General features: G+C 63.5%; 19 protein-coding genes. 10 read left to right on the plus strand and 9 right to left on the minus strand.

Annotated elements, in window-relative coordinates:
- Positions 1-5: 5 nt before the first annotated feature.
- The 3 genes from rfaE1 to P9228_RS11750 form a co-directional block, all read right to left on the minus strand.
- Complete coding sequence (gene rfaE1, locus P9228_RS11740; protein ID WP_082980447.1) at positions 6-1496, minus strand: D-glycero-beta-D-manno-heptose-7-phosphate kinase; 1491 nt, start codon at positions 1494-1496, stop codon at positions 6-8.
- Between the two features lie 152 nt (positions 1497-1648).
- Positions 1649-2281, minus strand: coding sequence for a LysE family translocator (locus P9228_RS11745; protein WP_278053537.1), 633 nt, complete (start codon positions 2279-2281; stop codon positions 1649-1651).
- Positions 2282-2328: 47 nt separating this feature from the next.
- Entirely contained in the window at positions 2329-2847 is a 519-nt protein-coding gene (locus P9228_RS11750; RefSeq protein WP_278053539.1) for a thioesterase family protein, read from the minus strand.
- Between the two features lie 157 nt (positions 2848-3004).
- Between P9228_RS11750 and rfaD the strand changes: the two genes are divergently transcribed.
- From rfaD to waaC, 3 genes are read left to right on the plus strand one after another with little or no spacing between them, the layout of a single operon-like run.
- Complete coding sequence (gene rfaD, locus P9228_RS11755) at positions 3005-3955, plus strand: ADP-glyceromanno-heptose 6-epimerase (RefSeq protein ID WP_278053541.1); 951 nt, start codon at positions 3005-3007, stop codon at positions 3953-3955.
- Positions 3928-4935, plus strand: coding sequence for a lipopolysaccharide heptosyltransferase II (gene waaF / locus P9228_RS11760; RefSeq protein WP_278053542.1), 1008 nt, complete (start codon positions 3928-3930; stop codon positions 4933-4935). The genes rfaD and waaF overlap by 28 nt, the downstream gene beginning before the upstream one ends.
- A complete protein-coding gene (gene waaC, locus P9228_RS11765) occupies positions 4932-5906 on the plus strand; it encodes a lipopolysaccharide heptosyltransferase I (RefSeq protein ID WP_278053543.1) in 975 nt (324 codons plus the stop codon). The genes waaF and waaC overlap by 4 nt, the downstream gene beginning before the upstream one ends.
- A 3-nt stretch (positions 5907-5909) precedes the next feature.
- Here waaC and greA read toward each other — a convergent pair whose 3' ends face one another.
- From greA to P9228_RS11780, 3 genes are all read right to left on the minus strand, one after another.
- Positions 5910-6383 carry a transcription elongation factor GreA gene (gene greA / locus P9228_RS11770; RefSeq protein WP_027168132.1) on the minus strand — a complete coding sequence of 158 codons (474 nt, stop codon included), beginning with the start codon at positions 6381-6383 and terminating at the stop codon, positions 5910-5912.
- A gap of 88 nt (positions 6384-6471) precedes the next feature.
- Positions 6472-6648, minus strand: a complete 177-nt coding sequence (locus P9228_RS11775) for a hypothetical protein (protein WP_156751100.1) — start codon at positions 6646-6648, stop codon at positions 6472-6474.
- Between the two features lie 10 nt (positions 6649-6658).
- On the minus strand, positions 6659-7207 hold the full coding sequence (locus P9228_RS11780) for a tetratricopeptide repeat protein (RefSeq protein WP_067326693.1): 549 nt from the start codon (positions 7205-7207) through the stop codon (positions 6659-6661).
- A 179-nt stretch (positions 7208-7386) separates the two neighbouring features.
- On the opposite strand from P9228_RS11780, the gene P9228_RS11785 reads away from it, so the two are divergent.
- The 5 genes from P9228_RS11785 to P9228_RS11805 all read left to right on the plus strand — a co-directional run bounded on the left by P9228_RS11785 (position 7387) and on the right by P9228_RS11805 (position 12166).
- Positions 7387-7812: a DUF3775 domain-containing protein gene (locus tag P9228_RS11785; RefSeq protein WP_067326696.1), complete on the plus strand. Its 426-nt coding sequence runs from the start codon at positions 7387-7389 to the stop codon at positions 7810-7812.
- 193 nt (positions 7813-8005) lie between these two features.
- Positions 8006-9040, plus strand: coding sequence for an extensin family protein (locus tag P9228_RS11790; protein ID WP_278054058.1), 1035 nt, complete (start codon positions 8006-8008; stop codon positions 9038-9040).
- 185 nt (positions 9041-9225) lie between these two features.
- On the plus strand, positions 9226-9978 hold the full coding sequence (locus P9228_RS11795) for an extensin family protein (RefSeq protein WP_245299594.1): 753 nt from the start codon (positions 9226-9228) through the stop codon (positions 9976-9978).
- A 72-nt stretch (positions 9979-10050) separates the two neighbouring features.
- Positions 10051-10758, plus strand: a complete 708-nt coding sequence (locus P9228_RS11800) for an LssY C-terminal domain-containing protein (protein WP_278053547.1) — start codon at positions 10051-10053, stop codon at positions 10756-10758.
- A gap of 94 nt (positions 10759-10852) precedes the next feature.
- Entirely contained in the window at positions 10853-12166 is a 1314-nt protein-coding gene (locus P9228_RS11805; protein WP_278053549.1) for a hemolysin family protein, read from the plus strand.
- A gap of 35 nt (positions 12167-12201) precedes the next feature.
- Here P9228_RS11805 and P9228_RS11810 read toward each other — a convergent pair whose 3' ends face one another.
- On the minus strand, positions 12202-12624 hold the full coding sequence (locus P9228_RS11810) for a GNAT family N-acetyltransferase (protein ID WP_278054059.1): 423 nt from the start codon (positions 12622-12624) through the stop codon (positions 12202-12204).
- Positions 12625-12693: 69 nt separating this feature from the next.
- Here P9228_RS11810 and P9228_RS11815 point away from each other — a divergent pair, with 69 nt between their 5' ends.
- The gene (locus tag P9228_RS11815) at positions 12694-13104 is read left to right on the plus strand and encodes a gamma-glutamylcyclotransferase family protein (protein ID WP_066994922.1); all 411 of its coding nucleotides are present in this window, start codon (positions 12694-12696) and stop codon (positions 13102-13104) included.
- A gap of 175 nt (positions 13105-13279) precedes the next feature.
- Here P9228_RS11815 and P9228_RS11820 read toward each other — a convergent pair whose 3' ends face one another.
- Positions 13280-13885, minus strand: a complete 606-nt coding sequence (locus tag P9228_RS11820; RefSeq protein WP_067326641.1) for an NADPH-dependent FMN reductase — start codon at positions 13883-13885, stop codon at positions 13280-13282.
- A gap of 92 nt (positions 13886-13977) precedes the next feature.
- Here P9228_RS11820 and P9228_RS11825 point away from each other — a divergent pair, with 92 nt between their 5' ends.
- Positions 13978-14346, plus strand: a complete 369-nt coding sequence (locus P9228_RS11825) for a helix-turn-helix domain-containing protein (protein ID WP_066994462.1) — start codon at positions 13978-13980, stop codon at positions 14344-14346.
- Between the two features lie 477 nt (positions 14347-14823).
- Here P9228_RS11825 and P9228_RS11830 read toward each other — a convergent pair whose 3' ends face one another.
- Positions 14824-15219, minus strand: coding sequence for an acyl-CoA thioesterase (locus P9228_RS11830; protein ID WP_278053551.1), 396 nt, complete (start codon positions 15217-15219; stop codon positions 14824-14826).
- Positions 15220-15342 lie beyond the last annotated feature (123 nt).

The raw sequence follows: 15342 nt of genomic DNA on the forward strand, positions 1-15342 counted from the left end.
AACCCTCAATTCGCGCCGCCGGCGCGCAGCTTGCCGATGGTTTTGGTGGTGCTCTTGCCGGCGACGAGGTCGACCAGCACCACACGCCCGCCCGCGTTCTGCACCACGTCGGCGCCGACCACGGTCTCGATCGTGTAATCCGCGCCCTTGACCAGGATGTCGGGCAGAAGCGCCTCGATCAGCTTGAGCGGCGTGTCTTCCTCGAAGACGACAACGGCATCGACCGAGGCGAGCGCCGCGAGCACGCAGGCGCGGTCGTGCTGGTCGTTGACCGGACGTCCGGGCCCTTTCAGCCGGCGCACCGAGGCGTCGCTGTTCAAGCCGAGCACCAGCCGGTCGCATCGGCTGCGCGCGGCGTGCAGCAGGCTGACATGGCCGGCATGCAGAATGTCGAAGCAGCCATTGGTGAAGCCAACCGACAGCCCCTCCTCTTTCCAGGCCGCCACCATCCTGGCCGCCGCATTGGCGTCGAGAATGGCGTCCTTGTGGGCGACCGGTCCATGCGAGCGGAACAGCGCGCCGGAAAGCTCCTCCACTGTCAGCCGCGCCGTGCCGCGCTTGCCAACGACCACGCCGCCGGCGGCATTGGCGATTGTAGCAGCCTGCACCCGGTCGGCGCCCGCGGCGAGCGACAGCGCGAAGGTGGCGATGACCGTGTCGCCGGCGCCGGAGACGTCGAACACTTCGCGCGCCTGCGTGGAGATATGGCGGGCATCCTCCGCGGTGACCACGCTCATGCCCTTTTCGCTGCGCGTCGCGACGATGAACTCGAAGTCATGCGCGGCAATCAGGTCGCGTGCCGCAGCGACGATCTCGTCATCGCCGAAGACCGGGCGTCCGACCGCCTCGCCGAGTTCCTTGCGGTTGGGCGTGACCGCCGTCGCCCCGGCATAGCGCGCATAGTCGCGGCCCTTCGGGTCGATCAGCACCGGTTTTCCGGCATCGCGGCAGATCGCGATCAGTTCGGCCGCCACGCCGTCGAGCAGGATGCCCTTGCCGTAGTCGGACAGGATGACGATATCGGCGCGCGCAAGGGCAGCCTGGAAATGCTCGACAAGCGTCGCCCGCTCGCCACTGGACAACGGTTTGATTTCCTCCTCGTCGAAACGCAGCACCTGCTGGTTAAGCGCGCTGAAGCGGCTCTTCGACGAGGTCATGCGGTCCTGCCGCTGTGCAAGGCCGTCCGTATCGGCGCCAAGATCGCCGAGCATGCGCATGAGATTGTCGCCGGCCTGGTCGGCGCCGATGACGGACACCGGGATCGCGGCGCCGCCCAGTGAAACGATGTTGGAAACGACATTGCCGGCGCCGCCCAGGGCCACCACCTCGCCCCGCCCATGCAGCACCGGGATCGGCGCTTCAGGCGAGATCCGCTCGATGACGCCGTTGACGAAACGATCGAGGATGAAATCGCCGACCACCAGCACCGTGACCTCGCCGAAGTGGGCGATAGTGCGATGCAAGGGCTCCGGGGAAGGCAAATGGTGCTTGATCATCTCACTGGCGCGCGCCGAGAACGGCGGTTCTTGATCGGGGTTGCAGCGCCGGAAATGCGGCGCTCTTCATTCTTCGCGATGCCGATATACCGCAATCGGGGCCAGCGCAACGGCGGGCCGGTGCACGCGCGCCGGCCAAGGCGCCGGACGGATCAGCTCTTCTGCAAGGCGACATGGACGCCGAGACCGACAAGCACGGCGCCACCTGCGCGCTGCATAAGGCGCTGCGCGCGACCGGAGCGCCGCAGCCGCGCAATCATCGCGCCGGCGAGAAAGACGCAAACGATGTCAGCCGACGAGAACATCAGGTTGACGACGGTTCCCAGCACCACGAACTGCAGCCAAACCGGAAAGGTCGCCGAGGCATCGATGAACTGCGGCAGGAACGCCATGAAGAAGATGGCTGTCTTGGGATTGAGCACCTCGACCGCGATGCTTTCGAAAAAGGCGCGACGCGCCGATTTTCGCTCTATGGCAGGAAGCGTTCCGTTTCCCTGGATCTTGGCGCGGAACAGCGAAACACCGAGCCAGATCAGGTACAGCGCGCCGACAAGTTTGACGGCCATGTAAAGCGGCGGCACGGCGTGGAACAACACCGACAGCCCGGTTGCGGCGGCAAGGACATGGACATAGCCGCCGAGATGGATGCCGAGCGCCGCCGTCAGCCCCGACCAACGCCCGCGCGCCATGGTCTGCGCGGCGGCATAGAGCATGGCCGGTCCGGGAATGTAGGCGAAGATAGCCGTGGTGACGAAAAAGGCGATAAGCAGTTCGGTCGACGGCATCTTGATCCCTCACGATAGGAGCCGACTGAAGCGGGAGCTTTGCGGCCTCACTGTGGCGACGAACCGGTCTGCCCTGATTTGGCAAGAACACGCGCCATGAACTTGTCATGGTCGATGACCGCGCGCTCGTGGAAACCTTCGCCGATCAATCCATTCTCGTCGCTGCACGATACTTTGAAGCGCAGCTTTCGCCCCTGCACCGCGACAAGCTCGACATCGGCGGTGACAGTCATGCCGACGGGCGTCGCGGCGACATGGCTGACGTCGACATGGGTGCCGACGGTTCTCTCATGGCTGCTCAGGAACGGACGCAATGCCTCGACGCATGCCCATTCGATGAAGCCGACCATGAAGGCGGTGGCGAAAACCGGCGGCATGTCGCCGAAACCCGCAAAGGCCGTTGCCATGGCCGGAACCGTCAGGGAGTCGTCGACCCGCAGGGTTTGAAGGTGGTGAAGGCCGGGCTTTAAATCGGATGTCATGGCTAATACCAACGGCAAGAACGCACACCGACGGCTCATGCCACGGCCCTCAAAGGCACCATAGCTTGCTTCGACTGAAGACATATCGTTCGGCGCGCCAGAGCTTATCTCGCGAGCCGTTCTGCCGATCCATCCCTACATTCGTCGTAGCCGACGCTCCGCAACCGGCGACCTTTTATCGACACTCTCTCGCGCCTCCCCTATAAGGGCCGGAATCGGCAACGAAACAAGGCTCACAAGGATGATCATCGTCACGGGCGGCGCCGGCATGATCGGCTCCAACATCGTCGCCGCGCTGAATGCCGAAGGGCATGACGATATCTTGGTCGTCGACGATCTGACCGACGGCCACAAGATCGCCAATCTGGCCGATCTCCGCATTGCCGACTATCTCGACAAGGACGAGCTTCCGGCCCGGCTCGAGGATGGCAGGCTGGGCCGCATCGACGCCGTCTTCCATCAGGGCGCCTGCTCGACCACCACCGAATGGAACGGCAAGTTCATGATGGACGTGAACTACGCTTATTCGAAGCGCCTGCTGCACGCCTGCCTGGCACTGCGCGTGCCCTTCCTCTATGCCTCCTCGGCTTCGGTCTATGGCGGCGGCAGCGAGTTTCGCGAAGAGCCCGAATTCGAACGGCCACTCAACGTTTACGCCTATTCTAAGAAGCTGTTCGACGACTATGTCCGCCGCAATGTCTTCGACACCGATCACTCGCAGGTCGCCGGCCTGCGCTATTTCAACGTCTACGGGCCGCGCGAGGCGCATAAGGGCGCCATGGCCTCGGTCGCCTTCCATTTGTTCAACCAGGTCGAGCAGGGCCAGAACCCGAAGCTGTTCGGCGCCTATGGCGGGTTCGGCCCCGGCGAGCAGAGCCGCGACTTCATCCATGTCGGCGACGTCGCCGACGTCAATCTATGGCTATGGAAGCGCGGCTCAAGCGGCATCTTCAATTGCGGCACCGGCCGCGCCCAGCCGTTCCGCGCCATCGCCGAGACGGTGATCGACACGCTCGGCAAGGGTGAGATCGAGTTCATTCCCTTCCCCGAACACCTGAAGGGCAGCTACCAGAGTTTTACCGAGGCGGATATGTCCCGCTTACGCGCGGCCGGCTACAATGGCCAATTCCGCACCGTCGAAACCGGCGTCAGAGACTATGTCCAATGGCTGAAAGCCCAACGATCCTCGTGATCGGCCCACGCTGGGTGGGCGACATGGTCATGGCCCAGTGCCTGTTTACGGCGCTGAAGGAAAAGCATCCGAATGCCGCGATCGACGTGCTCGCGCCGTCTTGGGCAGCGCCCCTGGTCAAACGCATGCCCGAAATACGCTCCCAGATCGACTTTCCACTGATGCCCGGCACGCTCGAATTCCGCAGCCGCAGGCGCTTCGGCCGCCTGCTGCGCGGCCGCTACGACATGGCCTATGTGCTGCCGGGGAGTTGGAAATCGGCGCTGATCCCGTTCTTCGCCCGGATTCCGCGCCGCGTCGGCCATCTGAGGGAAATGCGCTACGGCCTGCTGACCGACATCGTTCCGCTGCCCGATGCGGTGAAGCGGCGCACGGCTCAGGCCTATTTCGGCCTGGCGCGCGGCGGCACCTTTCGCCCGCCGAAGCTCACCGTCGATATGGCCAATCAGGCCGATCTGCTGGCGCGGTTCGGGCTCAGCGCAAAAGAATTCGTCGCCCTGTTGCCGGGCGCCGAGTTCGGTCCGGCAAAGCGCTGGCCGAGCGAATACTATGCCGAGCTAGCCCGCGGGATGATGGCAAAAGGCCTGGGCGTCGCCTTGCTCGGCTCGAAGAACGACGCTGAGGTTACCGGCGAGATCGCGAGGCTTGCGCCGGGCGCCGTCGACCTTGCCGGCAGGACGAAGCTGGAGGATGCCATCGACCTGATCGCCGCGGCGAAGCTAGCCGTCTCGAACGACAGCGGGCTTATGCATGTGGCCGCCGCCGTCGACACGCCAATCATCGCCGTCTATGGCTCGACCTCGCCCGAAAACACGCCGCCGCTGACCGATCGTTCGGAACTGATCTGGCTGCACCTCTCCTGCTCGCCCTGCCACAGCAAGGTCTGCCCGCTCGGCCATCTCAACTGCCTTAAGACGCTCGATGTCGCGCGGGTCGCCGCCGCCGCCGACCGGTTGCTTGAAATTCCTGCGGCCGCATGAGGGTTCTGATCGTCAAGACATCATCGATGGGCGATGTCATCCACACCTTCCCGGCCGTCGAGGACGCGCTCCGCAATCGCCCGGACATAAGCTTCGACTGGTGCGTGGAAGAGGCCTTTGCCGCCGTCGTCGCCTTGCATCCGGCGATCGGAACCATCCACAAGGTGGCGATCCGGCGCTGGCGCAAGAAGCCGTTCGGCGGCGGCACATGGCGCGAGATGGCCGGCCTGCGACGTGCGCTTCGCTCGCGCCGCTATGACCTGGTTATCGATGCACAGGGGCTGTTGAAATCGGCCGCGGTCGCCAGGCAATCCGGCGCGCCGATCGCCGGCTTCGACCGCTCCAGCGCCCGCGAGCCCTCGGCGACGCTGCTCTACGAGCGCAAATACGCCGTGCGGCGCGAGTTGCACGCCATCGAGCGCACCAGACGCCTGTTCGGCCTGGCGCTGGGGTATCAGGCAGACCTCTCGACGCTCAGCTCCGGCATAGTGCCGCCGGCAGGCGGACTTTCCGGCGTCGAAGGCAAAACGGCTTTCCTGCTGCACGGCACCAGCCGCGAAGACAAGAAATGGCCGGTCGAAGACTGGGTCGAGACTGCGCGCCGATTGGTGTCGCAGCAATTTACACCGATCGTCACCTGGTCGAACGAAGCGGAGAAGTGTGTTGCCGAGGCGGTCGCCGGCGCCGTGCCGGAAACGGTGCTGGTTCCGAAATCGCCGCTAGCGGATGTCGCCGCGATCCTCGGCCGGTCGACGCTCGTCATCGGCGCCGACACCGGCCTCACCCATCTCGCCAGCGCTTTCGGCCTGCCGACCGTCGCCATATTCCTGGCGACGGAGCCCGGCCTGACCGGCCCGCGCGGGCCCTATTCATCGACACTGCTGGCGCCCGCCGGCGGCAAAGTTACGCCGGCCGAAGTGATGGCTGAAGCGGAGCGGCTGCTGGCGCTCAGATCGGAAACGCCAGTCTAGGCCTCAAATAAATTGCACCTGGACGATCTCGTAACCCCGTGCGCCGCCCGGGGCGTTGACCTCGATGGCATCGCCGACTTCTTTGCCGATCAACGCGCGCGCGATCGGCGACGAGATCGAGATACGGCCGGACTTCACGTCCGCTTCCTGGTCGCCGACGATCTGATAGGTCTTCTTTTCCTCGGTGTCCTCGTCGACCAGCACGACCGTGGCGCCGAACTTCACCTTGTCGCCGCTGAGCTTCGAGACGTCGATCACCTCGGCGCGCGCGATCAGGTCCTCGAGCTCGTTGATACGGCCCTCATTATGGCTCTGCGACTCTTTAGCCGCATGGTACTCGGCATTCTCGGACAGGTCGCCATGCGAGCGCGCTTCGGAGATCGCCTCGATGATGCGTGGACGCTCTTCCTGCTGGCGCCAGCGCAGTTCTTCCTTCAATGACGCGAACCCCTCGCCTGTCATCGGGACCTTGATCATGATGCCTGACCTTTCCTGCCACTACCCCCGCTTTTCGGGAATAGCCTTGTCGTTGGGTACAAAAAGAAAACGGTCCGGCAGCCTCGGGCTAACGGAACCGTTTCACCACAATTTCCCTGAATATAGCGATCTCCGCGCGATTTTCACGCTCAAAAATGAAGTTCAGTAAAATCACCACCGCTTTCGCAAGGCCATCCGGCGCTAAATCCGCAATGCCGCCAGCAAAAACCGGCTGCGATTGCTCGCAGCCGGCTTCGAAAAGCATCTGAGAAGAATCAGCTCCTCAGGAAACGTTCGATCTGCTCTGACAACATGCCGTATTCGCGCGAGCCTTTGCCGGTCCGCTTCTCGATTTCCTTGAGCTGCTCCTGCGCGCCGGCAAGATCGCCGATTTGCAGATGGGCCTCGCCGAGATATTCGCGCACCAGCGTGTAGTCGGGGTCGATGCGCAGCGCTTCCTCGTAATAGCCGAGGCCGACCGTGACACGGCCGGAATGGCGATGCGAATAGCCGAGATAGTTGAGAATGCGCGGATCCTGCTTGTTGGCGGCGAGCGTCAGCACCGAGATCGCCTCGTCGTAGCGCCCGGCCATCGCCAGATCGTGGCCTGCCTCGTAGATGCTGTCGTCATCCAGCATGCCGTACTGCGGCACAACGCATTTCTTCTTCTTCTTGTCCCAGACCTGACCCTTCTTGCATTGGGTGGTGGTCTGGCCGCCGCTGCCACCGCCACCGCCGCCCTCGCCGGCGGTGAATGCAGGCGCCGCGAACAGCGGCAGGCTAACGGCAGCAGCCAAGACCTGAACAAGCAAACGTCTGCGCATCGGAGCCTCCTTGAGCGTGACAACGGCAGATTAACGCCGCTTCGATGCGGTTTCATCCCGAAAACCTGTCAAAAGCCAAACTATTTGGAGGTCGGGGAGCGCATCGCCTCTGCGAACGGATGTGACGCGGGCCGCAAATCCGCTATCATCAGTCGAGCGCACGACGAGGAGAAAGGCCAGTGCAGCAGCGCCTCGAGAAGGAATGGGAGCTTTCCATCGACCCGGATACCGTGCGACTGTTCATCCTGAAGGCCAAGGCGCTGAGCGCCGCCGTCAACGAGGACTACGACGACGGCGCCGAGCACGAGGTCGAGTTCGATGGCGACAGGCACGACAATCACCATCACGACGGCCTTGTCGAGGAGGCATCGGAAGACCTCACCGAGGAGGAGTTCCGCGAGCTGATCAACGACCTCAACGTCGATGAAGCGGCCGAGCTCGTAGCGTTGGCCTGGGTGGGCCGCGGCGACTACGAAGCTTCCGAATGGGTCGACGCGGTGGCGGCCGCGCGCGAGCGAGCCAACAAGCGCACCGCAAAGTACCTGCTCGGACTGCCGCAGCTCGCCGATTGGCTGGAGGAGGGCCTGGAGGCGATCGGCGCGTAACGAACCGGTAACCGATTTTGATCGCAGCGCCGCAGCGTCCAAGGCAACCTTGCGATGCCGGGCCCGTTTCCGGCCGATGGCGAGGCTGAGCTTTTCCGGATTTTGCAGACTGGCGCTGCCTTTGGCGGCGGGGATTTTGCTGGTCACGCCGGCCGATGCCAAGCATCGTCACAGGCAACCGCTGACACCGCGCATGGAGCAGCCGTTGACGCAGCGGGCGGATCAACCACTGCGGCCGAGGAGCAAGGACCGCGTGAGACCCCGCGGCAAGCAGCAAGTCGCGCCAAAGCTGGCGCAACAGCAAACGCAGGACCAGCCGATCTTGCCCGCCGATGCTCTGGTGCCAGAACCACGGCCCGCGGAAGCGCAAAAGGCCGGCACCGCAACGCTGGAAGAGCAGAAGGCTGCCGGTCCAAAGGACGCTGAAGCATCTGACCCGATCAATCAGGAAAAGTCTCGTGAGGGAAAGCGGCAGCATCCCGAGCCTTCGGCCACCGAGCCGTCAACCGACACGGAAGGCGAACCTGAGGCGCCGTCTGCGGTGCCGATTCCGACGCAACGACCCGACATCGCGGAACCGAAGCCGCCCGCTGCCGCACCGAAGCCACCTGAAAAGCCGGCTGATACCCACGACAACAAAATACTGCCCGATCCGCGCTCCGCTGAGCTGCCAGCCGACAAGATGCCGGCGGAGGAGGTTGCCTGCCGTGAGCGCCTCAAGACGCTCGGCGTCGAATTCGAGGAGCACAAGGCCGAGCACGACGCCGAGATCGGCTGCTCCATTCCCTATCCCATCGTCATGAAAACATTAGGAAAATCGATCAGTATAGGCGCCGGAGCCGAACTCAACTGCCAAATGGCGGAGGCTGCGGCACGATTTGCCGTCGAAGTCATCCAACCCGCCGCGAAGGCCGAATTTGGCGCCGATCTCAAATCGATCGGCCAGGCCTCCGCCTTTGTTTGCCGCCCGCGCAACGGTGGTGGAAAGCTTTCGGAGCACGCCTTCGGCAATGCACTGGACATTGCATCCTTCACACTGTCCGACGGCAGGACGATCGAGGTCGGCCCGGTGCCGCCCGAAAAAGATGCAAACTTCCTGAACACGATCCGCAAGGCCGCCTGCGGGCCGTTCAAGACGGTGCTCGGCCCAGGCAGCGATCCGGACCATGCGCTGCACTTCCACTTCGACCTCGAACCGAGACGGAATGGCGGAACGTTCTGCCAATGAGTGGGTGCGAAGAACAGATGCCGCAATTCGGCCCCAGGCGTGAATGCCGGCGCTGATCTTTCCTTTACTCTTGCCGACTAGACTTGTGCCATCCGGGGACAGGATGCCTTTCGATGGCCGCAATATTTGGCGCCAGCCTCGCCTTGGCGCGACTAAGCACTCGTGCGCGCTCCGTTGCCGTCAGAATGACAACGGGGCTCGCAATCACAGCGGTCTCGGCCTGCACCACCGGCGATGTCTTTTCGCTGCAGCCGGCCGTCGACGTCGGCAGCCAGACCTCCGCCATGCCCGAGGCTCCGCAATATTCCGGCATGCAGAGGCTTGTTCCGTCCGATCCCTACCTGACCCAGGCAGCCTATCCGCGCATGGATGAGCCCTTGTCTTCGCCCGAGCAGATGCCGGCCGGCGAGATCGACTGCCGCAATGAATTGAAACGGCTTGGCGTCGTTTACCAGGACATCCAGCCTATCCACGAAGGCCAGTGCGGCATCGACTTCCCGGTGAAAGTTTCAGCCATCGGCAGCGTCGAGATGAAACCGGCAGCGACACTGACCTGCAACATGGCCGCGACCTTCGCCGCCTGGACCAGGAACGAGCTCGTGCCGGCAGCCCGCTGGCGCTATTTCTCCGGCGTCAGGGCGATCCACCAGGGCTCGAGCTATTCCTGCCGCAAGATCGCCGGCGAGGGCGTCTTGTCGGAGCACGGCAAGGGCAATGCGCTCGACGTCATGAGCATCGAGCTCAACAATGGCAACGACATCGACGTTCGCAAGCCTGGCCTGTTTGCGTTCCGCACCCGCGGCTTCCTCAACAATGTTCGCGCCGACGGCTGCCAATATTTCAACACGGTCCTCGGCCCGGGCTACAATTACGACCACCGCAACCACTTTCACTTCGACGTCAAGAATCGCAGGAACGGCTACCGCGCCTGCCGCTGACCTTCGGCCTACTGCCCAACCGGCCCAACACCGCATAGAGTGGGCCGGGCACAGGCTTGGGAGTGGTCTCTCGTGGGTGAGCGAAGCCTTAGGCGACGCGCGGCGATCTGGCTGGCGGCTTTCTGTGCTTTCTATCTTGGCTTTGCCTACCTTGCCGCGCCGGAATTCTGGACCTGGCGGGAGCGCGGCTTCCGCACGCAGCGCTTCGAGATGGTGACGCATACGCCGCAGGGCATTCCCGGCGACCCGATCAATGTTGGACTTGTCGGCACCGAGAAGGAGGTGGTCCACGCTTTTGCCGTGGCCGGCTGGGACACGGCCGACGCCGTCACGCTCAGGACAGCGATCGACATCGGCGAGAGCGTCCTGTTCTCCCGACCCTATCCCGATGCGCCGATCAGCCGCCTGCTGTTTGAAGGCCGCGCCCAGGACCTCGCTTTCGAAAAGCCCGTCGGCGACAGCGCCGACCGGCGCCACCACGTCCGCTTCTGGCAGACAAATACCGTCGGCGACGACGGCCGCCCGCTCTGGCTGGGCGCTGCCAGCTTCGACCGCGGCGTCGGCCTGAGCCACGACACCGGTGCCATCACCCATCATATCGGCCCGGACATCGACGCCGAGCGCAACTTGCTGATCGGCGACCTCAGCACCGCAGGCATGCTGATATCGACCGACGAGATCCCGGGGATCGGCGCGACGAAAAACGGCAGGAACGGCGGCGGCGATCCCTATTTCACCGACGGTATGGCGGTGGTTGGCGTGTTGAAGCGATTGCCCTAGCGCATCCGGCATTCTCGAAGCGGCAAACGGCGCAATTCGAAAAACGCCCAACCCGCTATTTTCGAATGCACCGCAGCAATGCTATTGACGCCGCATGCTATACGTCGAAATCGCCGTTGTGGCCGCCCTCATCCTGGTGAACGGCCTTTTGGCCATGTCGGAGCTGGCTATCGTCTCGTCGCGCCCGGCCCGCCTCAAGGCGATGATCGACCGCAATGTCAGGGGTGCCGGCCGCGCGCTGGCCCTCGGCTCCAACCCCGGCAAGTTTCTGTCCTCGGTGCAGATCGGAATCACCCTGGTCGGCGTCCTTTCCGGCGCCTTTTCCGGTGCCACGCTCGGCGAGCGACTGGCTCAATACTTGGCCTCGACCGGCATCCGCGAGAACATCGCCGACCCCATCGGCGTCGGCATTGTCGTCGCGGTCATCACCTACGCCTCGCTGATCGTCGGCGAGCTCGTGCCGAAGCAGATCGCGCTCAGGGATCCTGAGCGCGTCGCAGTCCGCGCCGCACCGGCGATGACCATTCTCGCCAAGGTATCGGCGCCGCTCGTCTTTCTGCTCGACATTTCCGGCCGCGCGGTTTTGTGGTTGCTCGGCCAGGCCGGCGAGGCGGAAGAGAAGGTCACGGACGAGGAGATCAAGATGCTGGTCGCCGAGGCCGAGCATCACGGCACCATCGAATCCGACGAGCGCCGCATGATCGCCGGCGTCATGCGCCTTGGCGACCGCGCCGTGCGCGCCGTGATGACGCCGCGCACCGAGGTCGACTGGATCAACCTGCAATCCGACGAGGGGGCCATCAAGCGGCTTCTGATGGAGAGCCAGCATTCGCGCCTGCCTGCGGGCGACGGCAATGTCGATGCCATGATAGGGGTCATCCAGACGCGCGACGTGCTGGCCGCCCTTCTTGCCGGCAGAGTGTTGGATCCGCGCCAGCATGTGCGCACCGCGCCAATCGTCCATGATCAGGCCGACGCGCTCGACGTGCTGCAAAGGCTGCGGGAATCGGACGTGCCCATGGCGCTCGTCCATGACGAATACGGCCATTTCGAAGGCATCGTCACGCCGGCCGACATCCTGGAAGCGATCACCGGCGTCTTCCGCTCGGACCTCGACGCCGGCGAGGAAGAGAACGCGGTCAAACGCGAGGACGGCTCATGGCTGCTTGCCGGCTACATGCAGGCTGACGAGATGGCCGAGGTGCTGGGCATCGACTTGCCGGAGAACCGCGACTACGAGACGGTGGCCGGCTATGTGCTGTCGCATCTGCACCACCTTCCCGCTACCGGCGAATGCGTGGACGCGCAAGGCTGGCGCTTCGAGGTGGTCGACCTCGACGGCCGGCGTATCGACAAGCTGATCGCCACCCGCCTGCCCGACGGCCACCGTCCGATGGCGCGCCGATAGCGAGCCTGGATCTGCCGGGTTTTCCCAACGTCGATTCAGGCCAATTCCTTGCGAAGAAAGACGCGGACCTGCCCATCGAACCCGAACGGAACGCGGCCGAATTCCACATAAGCGTGGCGGATGTAGAATCCAGGCGCCTGAAAGCTGCTGGTCTCCACGACGGCGCGTCTGCAGCCCCGCGCCTTTGCCTCTTCTTCGACGGCGGCAAGCAACCGGGCGCCGTAAGACAGACCGCGTAAATGCGCGGGCACGAAAAACATGTCCAAGAACAGAAGGCCGAGTTCGGTCCTTCCCCATAGGCCGCCCAAAGCTTTGCCCGAGCCATCACACAATACGGCGCCTATGGGAATGCGGTCGTCCGTCCCTGTGATGGCGACGTTATAGCGGTAGAGCGCCGCGGCGGCCTCGGCTTTCGCGGCTTCGTCCGCAGACAGGATAATCGGGAATTCTTGAGTCATGCGGATTTGCACCTGTCCTGAACATGGCGAAAACGGATGAACTTCCAGCTTCGGCCGGCGTTCCGGAGAATGCTCGTCAACCTCTTCGTGTTCGGAACCTTGAAGAGAGGGTTTCCTCTTCACAAGGCGGGTTTGTCCGGGGCCGCGTGCATCGGTGCCTGCAGGACCCGTGAGCGTTTCCCGATGCTGATTGCCGGACCTCGCTTCGCTCCGATGATGTTCAATGAACCGGGTCTCGGCTTCCACGTCAGGGGCGAGCTCTACGCGGTCGACGACCGCGCCCTGGCCGGGCTTGACCGGATCGAATCCGTTGGCAAGCCCGGCAACCTGCGCGTCCCGATCGAGGTTGAGCCCATTGAAGGCGGTCCGCATGTCCTGGCGCAGGCTTACATGAAATCCCGCCGTCTCGCGGATCCCGTCCATTCGGGATATCTGGATTTCTACGACGATCGGCGTTTCAAACTTCACGCGAACGCCTAAGGTTGCGCCCGAAGGATGCCCAATTGAAATCCGACTTTCTCCAGTATGCCTGACATAAAAGCGGCAGCAGAGCGAAATCCTTGAGCGATCCTCTGTCGAACGACCGAGGCTTCCGCAAATAAAAGGGGCGGCGCAAGCGCCGCCCGTAGATGATATTTTGGGAGGATGAAGCGGCTTAAGCCGCCTGGGCTTCACTGGCGATCGCGTCGGCGGCGCGCGCCGCCTTCAGCACCTTCGCCCACCAGGCAACGTCATTGATGAGCGCCGCCGCCGCCTGGTTCAGATGTTCGATCTCTTCCAGCTTCTTGTCGCCCTGGCGGACCGCAAGGAAATCGCCCCAGGCGATGTGCACTGCCGACTTGACCGGCGCCATTTGTAGCTCGACGGCGATCAGGCGAAGCTGCTCGACGGCGCGCGCGCCGCCGACGCTGCCATAGCCGACGAAACCAGCCGGCTTCTTGTTCCATTCATTGGCGGCGTAATCGATGGCGTTCTTCAAGACGGCGGTCGGCGCGTGATTGTATTCGGCCGCGGTGAAGATGAAGCCGTCGAACTCGGCGACCTTCTTCTGCCAGCGCTGCGCCACCTCGTTCTGCGACGGCGCCCAGGCGGAGGATGCGACCTCATCGAAGAACGGCAGCGGCCAGTCGCGCAAATCAACGACTTCGACGTCGATATCGGCATGCGTCTTGGCAATCTTGGCGATCCACTGCGTCGGGACGTCGGCGAAGCGGGCGGCGCGCGTCGAACCGACGACAATGGCGATTTTGGGTTTGGACATAAGCGGGCTCTCCTTGCGGGGGAATTTCGGTATCGTTTGGATACCGGCGCTATATGTGATACTGACAAAGTGGCGCGCAAGGAGGCACATTTTTGTTACCGAGGCACCCGTACAACACTGAGGACTGCCGGGCCGTATCGGAAATCCTGCAACGGGTCGGCGACAAATGGACCGTTTTGGTGGTCGGCAAGCTGGGCGGCGGACCGATGCGCTTCAATGAATTGCGCACGGCCGTCGGCGGCATCTCACAGAAAATGCTGACCATCACCTTGCGCGGCCTGGAGCGGGACGGCTTTGTCACGCGCAAGGTTTTTCCGACCATTCCGCCGCGCGTCGATTACGAGCTGACCGAGCTCGGCCACGAGTTGCTGGTGCCGGTTGGCGCGCTCGGCGAATGGGCACGAAAGAATACCAATCGAGTACGCGCGGCGCGCGCGAAATTCGATGGCGAGCATCCCTGAAGGCCTTGAAGCGCAACGTGTTGCGAGCATCGCTCCGCAGCGTTGCTGACTGCGCAAGGAGTCTGCAGTTGTGTCTTTTTGACTTGTCGTATTCGAGGGCACATCAACCTTGATGCCCGCCCGACCCTGACGGCTTTGGTCGCGCCTGAGAGGAGCACTCAGGCTTTTGACGTGGTACTGCCACGGGGCGCCAAGGAGCAGACTGCGCACATCGCTCCCTGACTCTGCTCCGCCCCGGGGCCCTGCATCCACGCGGTGCGTGGGAGCTCTTTTTTCACTTCTGCATAGGCAGTTATGCCGAGCAGGCAGATGAGGGCGAGAAGGGCTGCCACGAGCCAGCCGTTCAGCAGTGTTGACGCATTGTCTTTCCTCCAGCGGCACGCACCGTCGGGCGCGGAAGCAACCATCGGATGTCGTCGGACGCACGTCCCGCGCAAGAGTTGTTACAAATTTGCCTGGCCGGAGAATCGTTCGCCGTCAGCTTTCGGCTGGGATCGGCTTCGGCTTGCCGTCGCCGTCGAGCGCCACCATGACGAAATCGGCATGGGTGACCTTCTCCATCAGGTCGGCGAGATAACGCTGCGCCCAGGCCTCGACCTTGAGCGTCATCGAGGTGCGGCCGACGCGCTCGACATGGGTGTAGATGCAGAGCGTGTCGCCGATCTTCATCGGCTTGGCGAAGGACATCTCCTTGACCGCCGCCGTCACCACACGGCCCTTGGCCCGTTCGGCCGCGCGGATCCCGCAGGCCAGGTCCATCTGAGCCATCACCCAGCCGCCAAATATGTCGCCGGCGGCATTGGCATCCGACGGCATGGCGAGCGTCCTCAATGTCAGGTCGCCGAGCGGCTTTCCGTCCGCGTACTGCACCATGAGGGATCCTCCAGCCGCTGCTTCCTGAAGCCGTACCAACGCCATCGCGATGTCGCAAGCTTTGCTGAAGGCGAAGGACGCGTCGCGGCTCGGTCGCTTTTTTCACAAGCCATGCCGGAAGCC

The organism is Mesorhizobium sp. WSM4898, assembly GCF_029625845.1.
Lineage (GTDB): Bacteria > Pseudomonadota > Alphaproteobacteria > Rhizobiales > Rhizobiaceae > Mesorhizobium.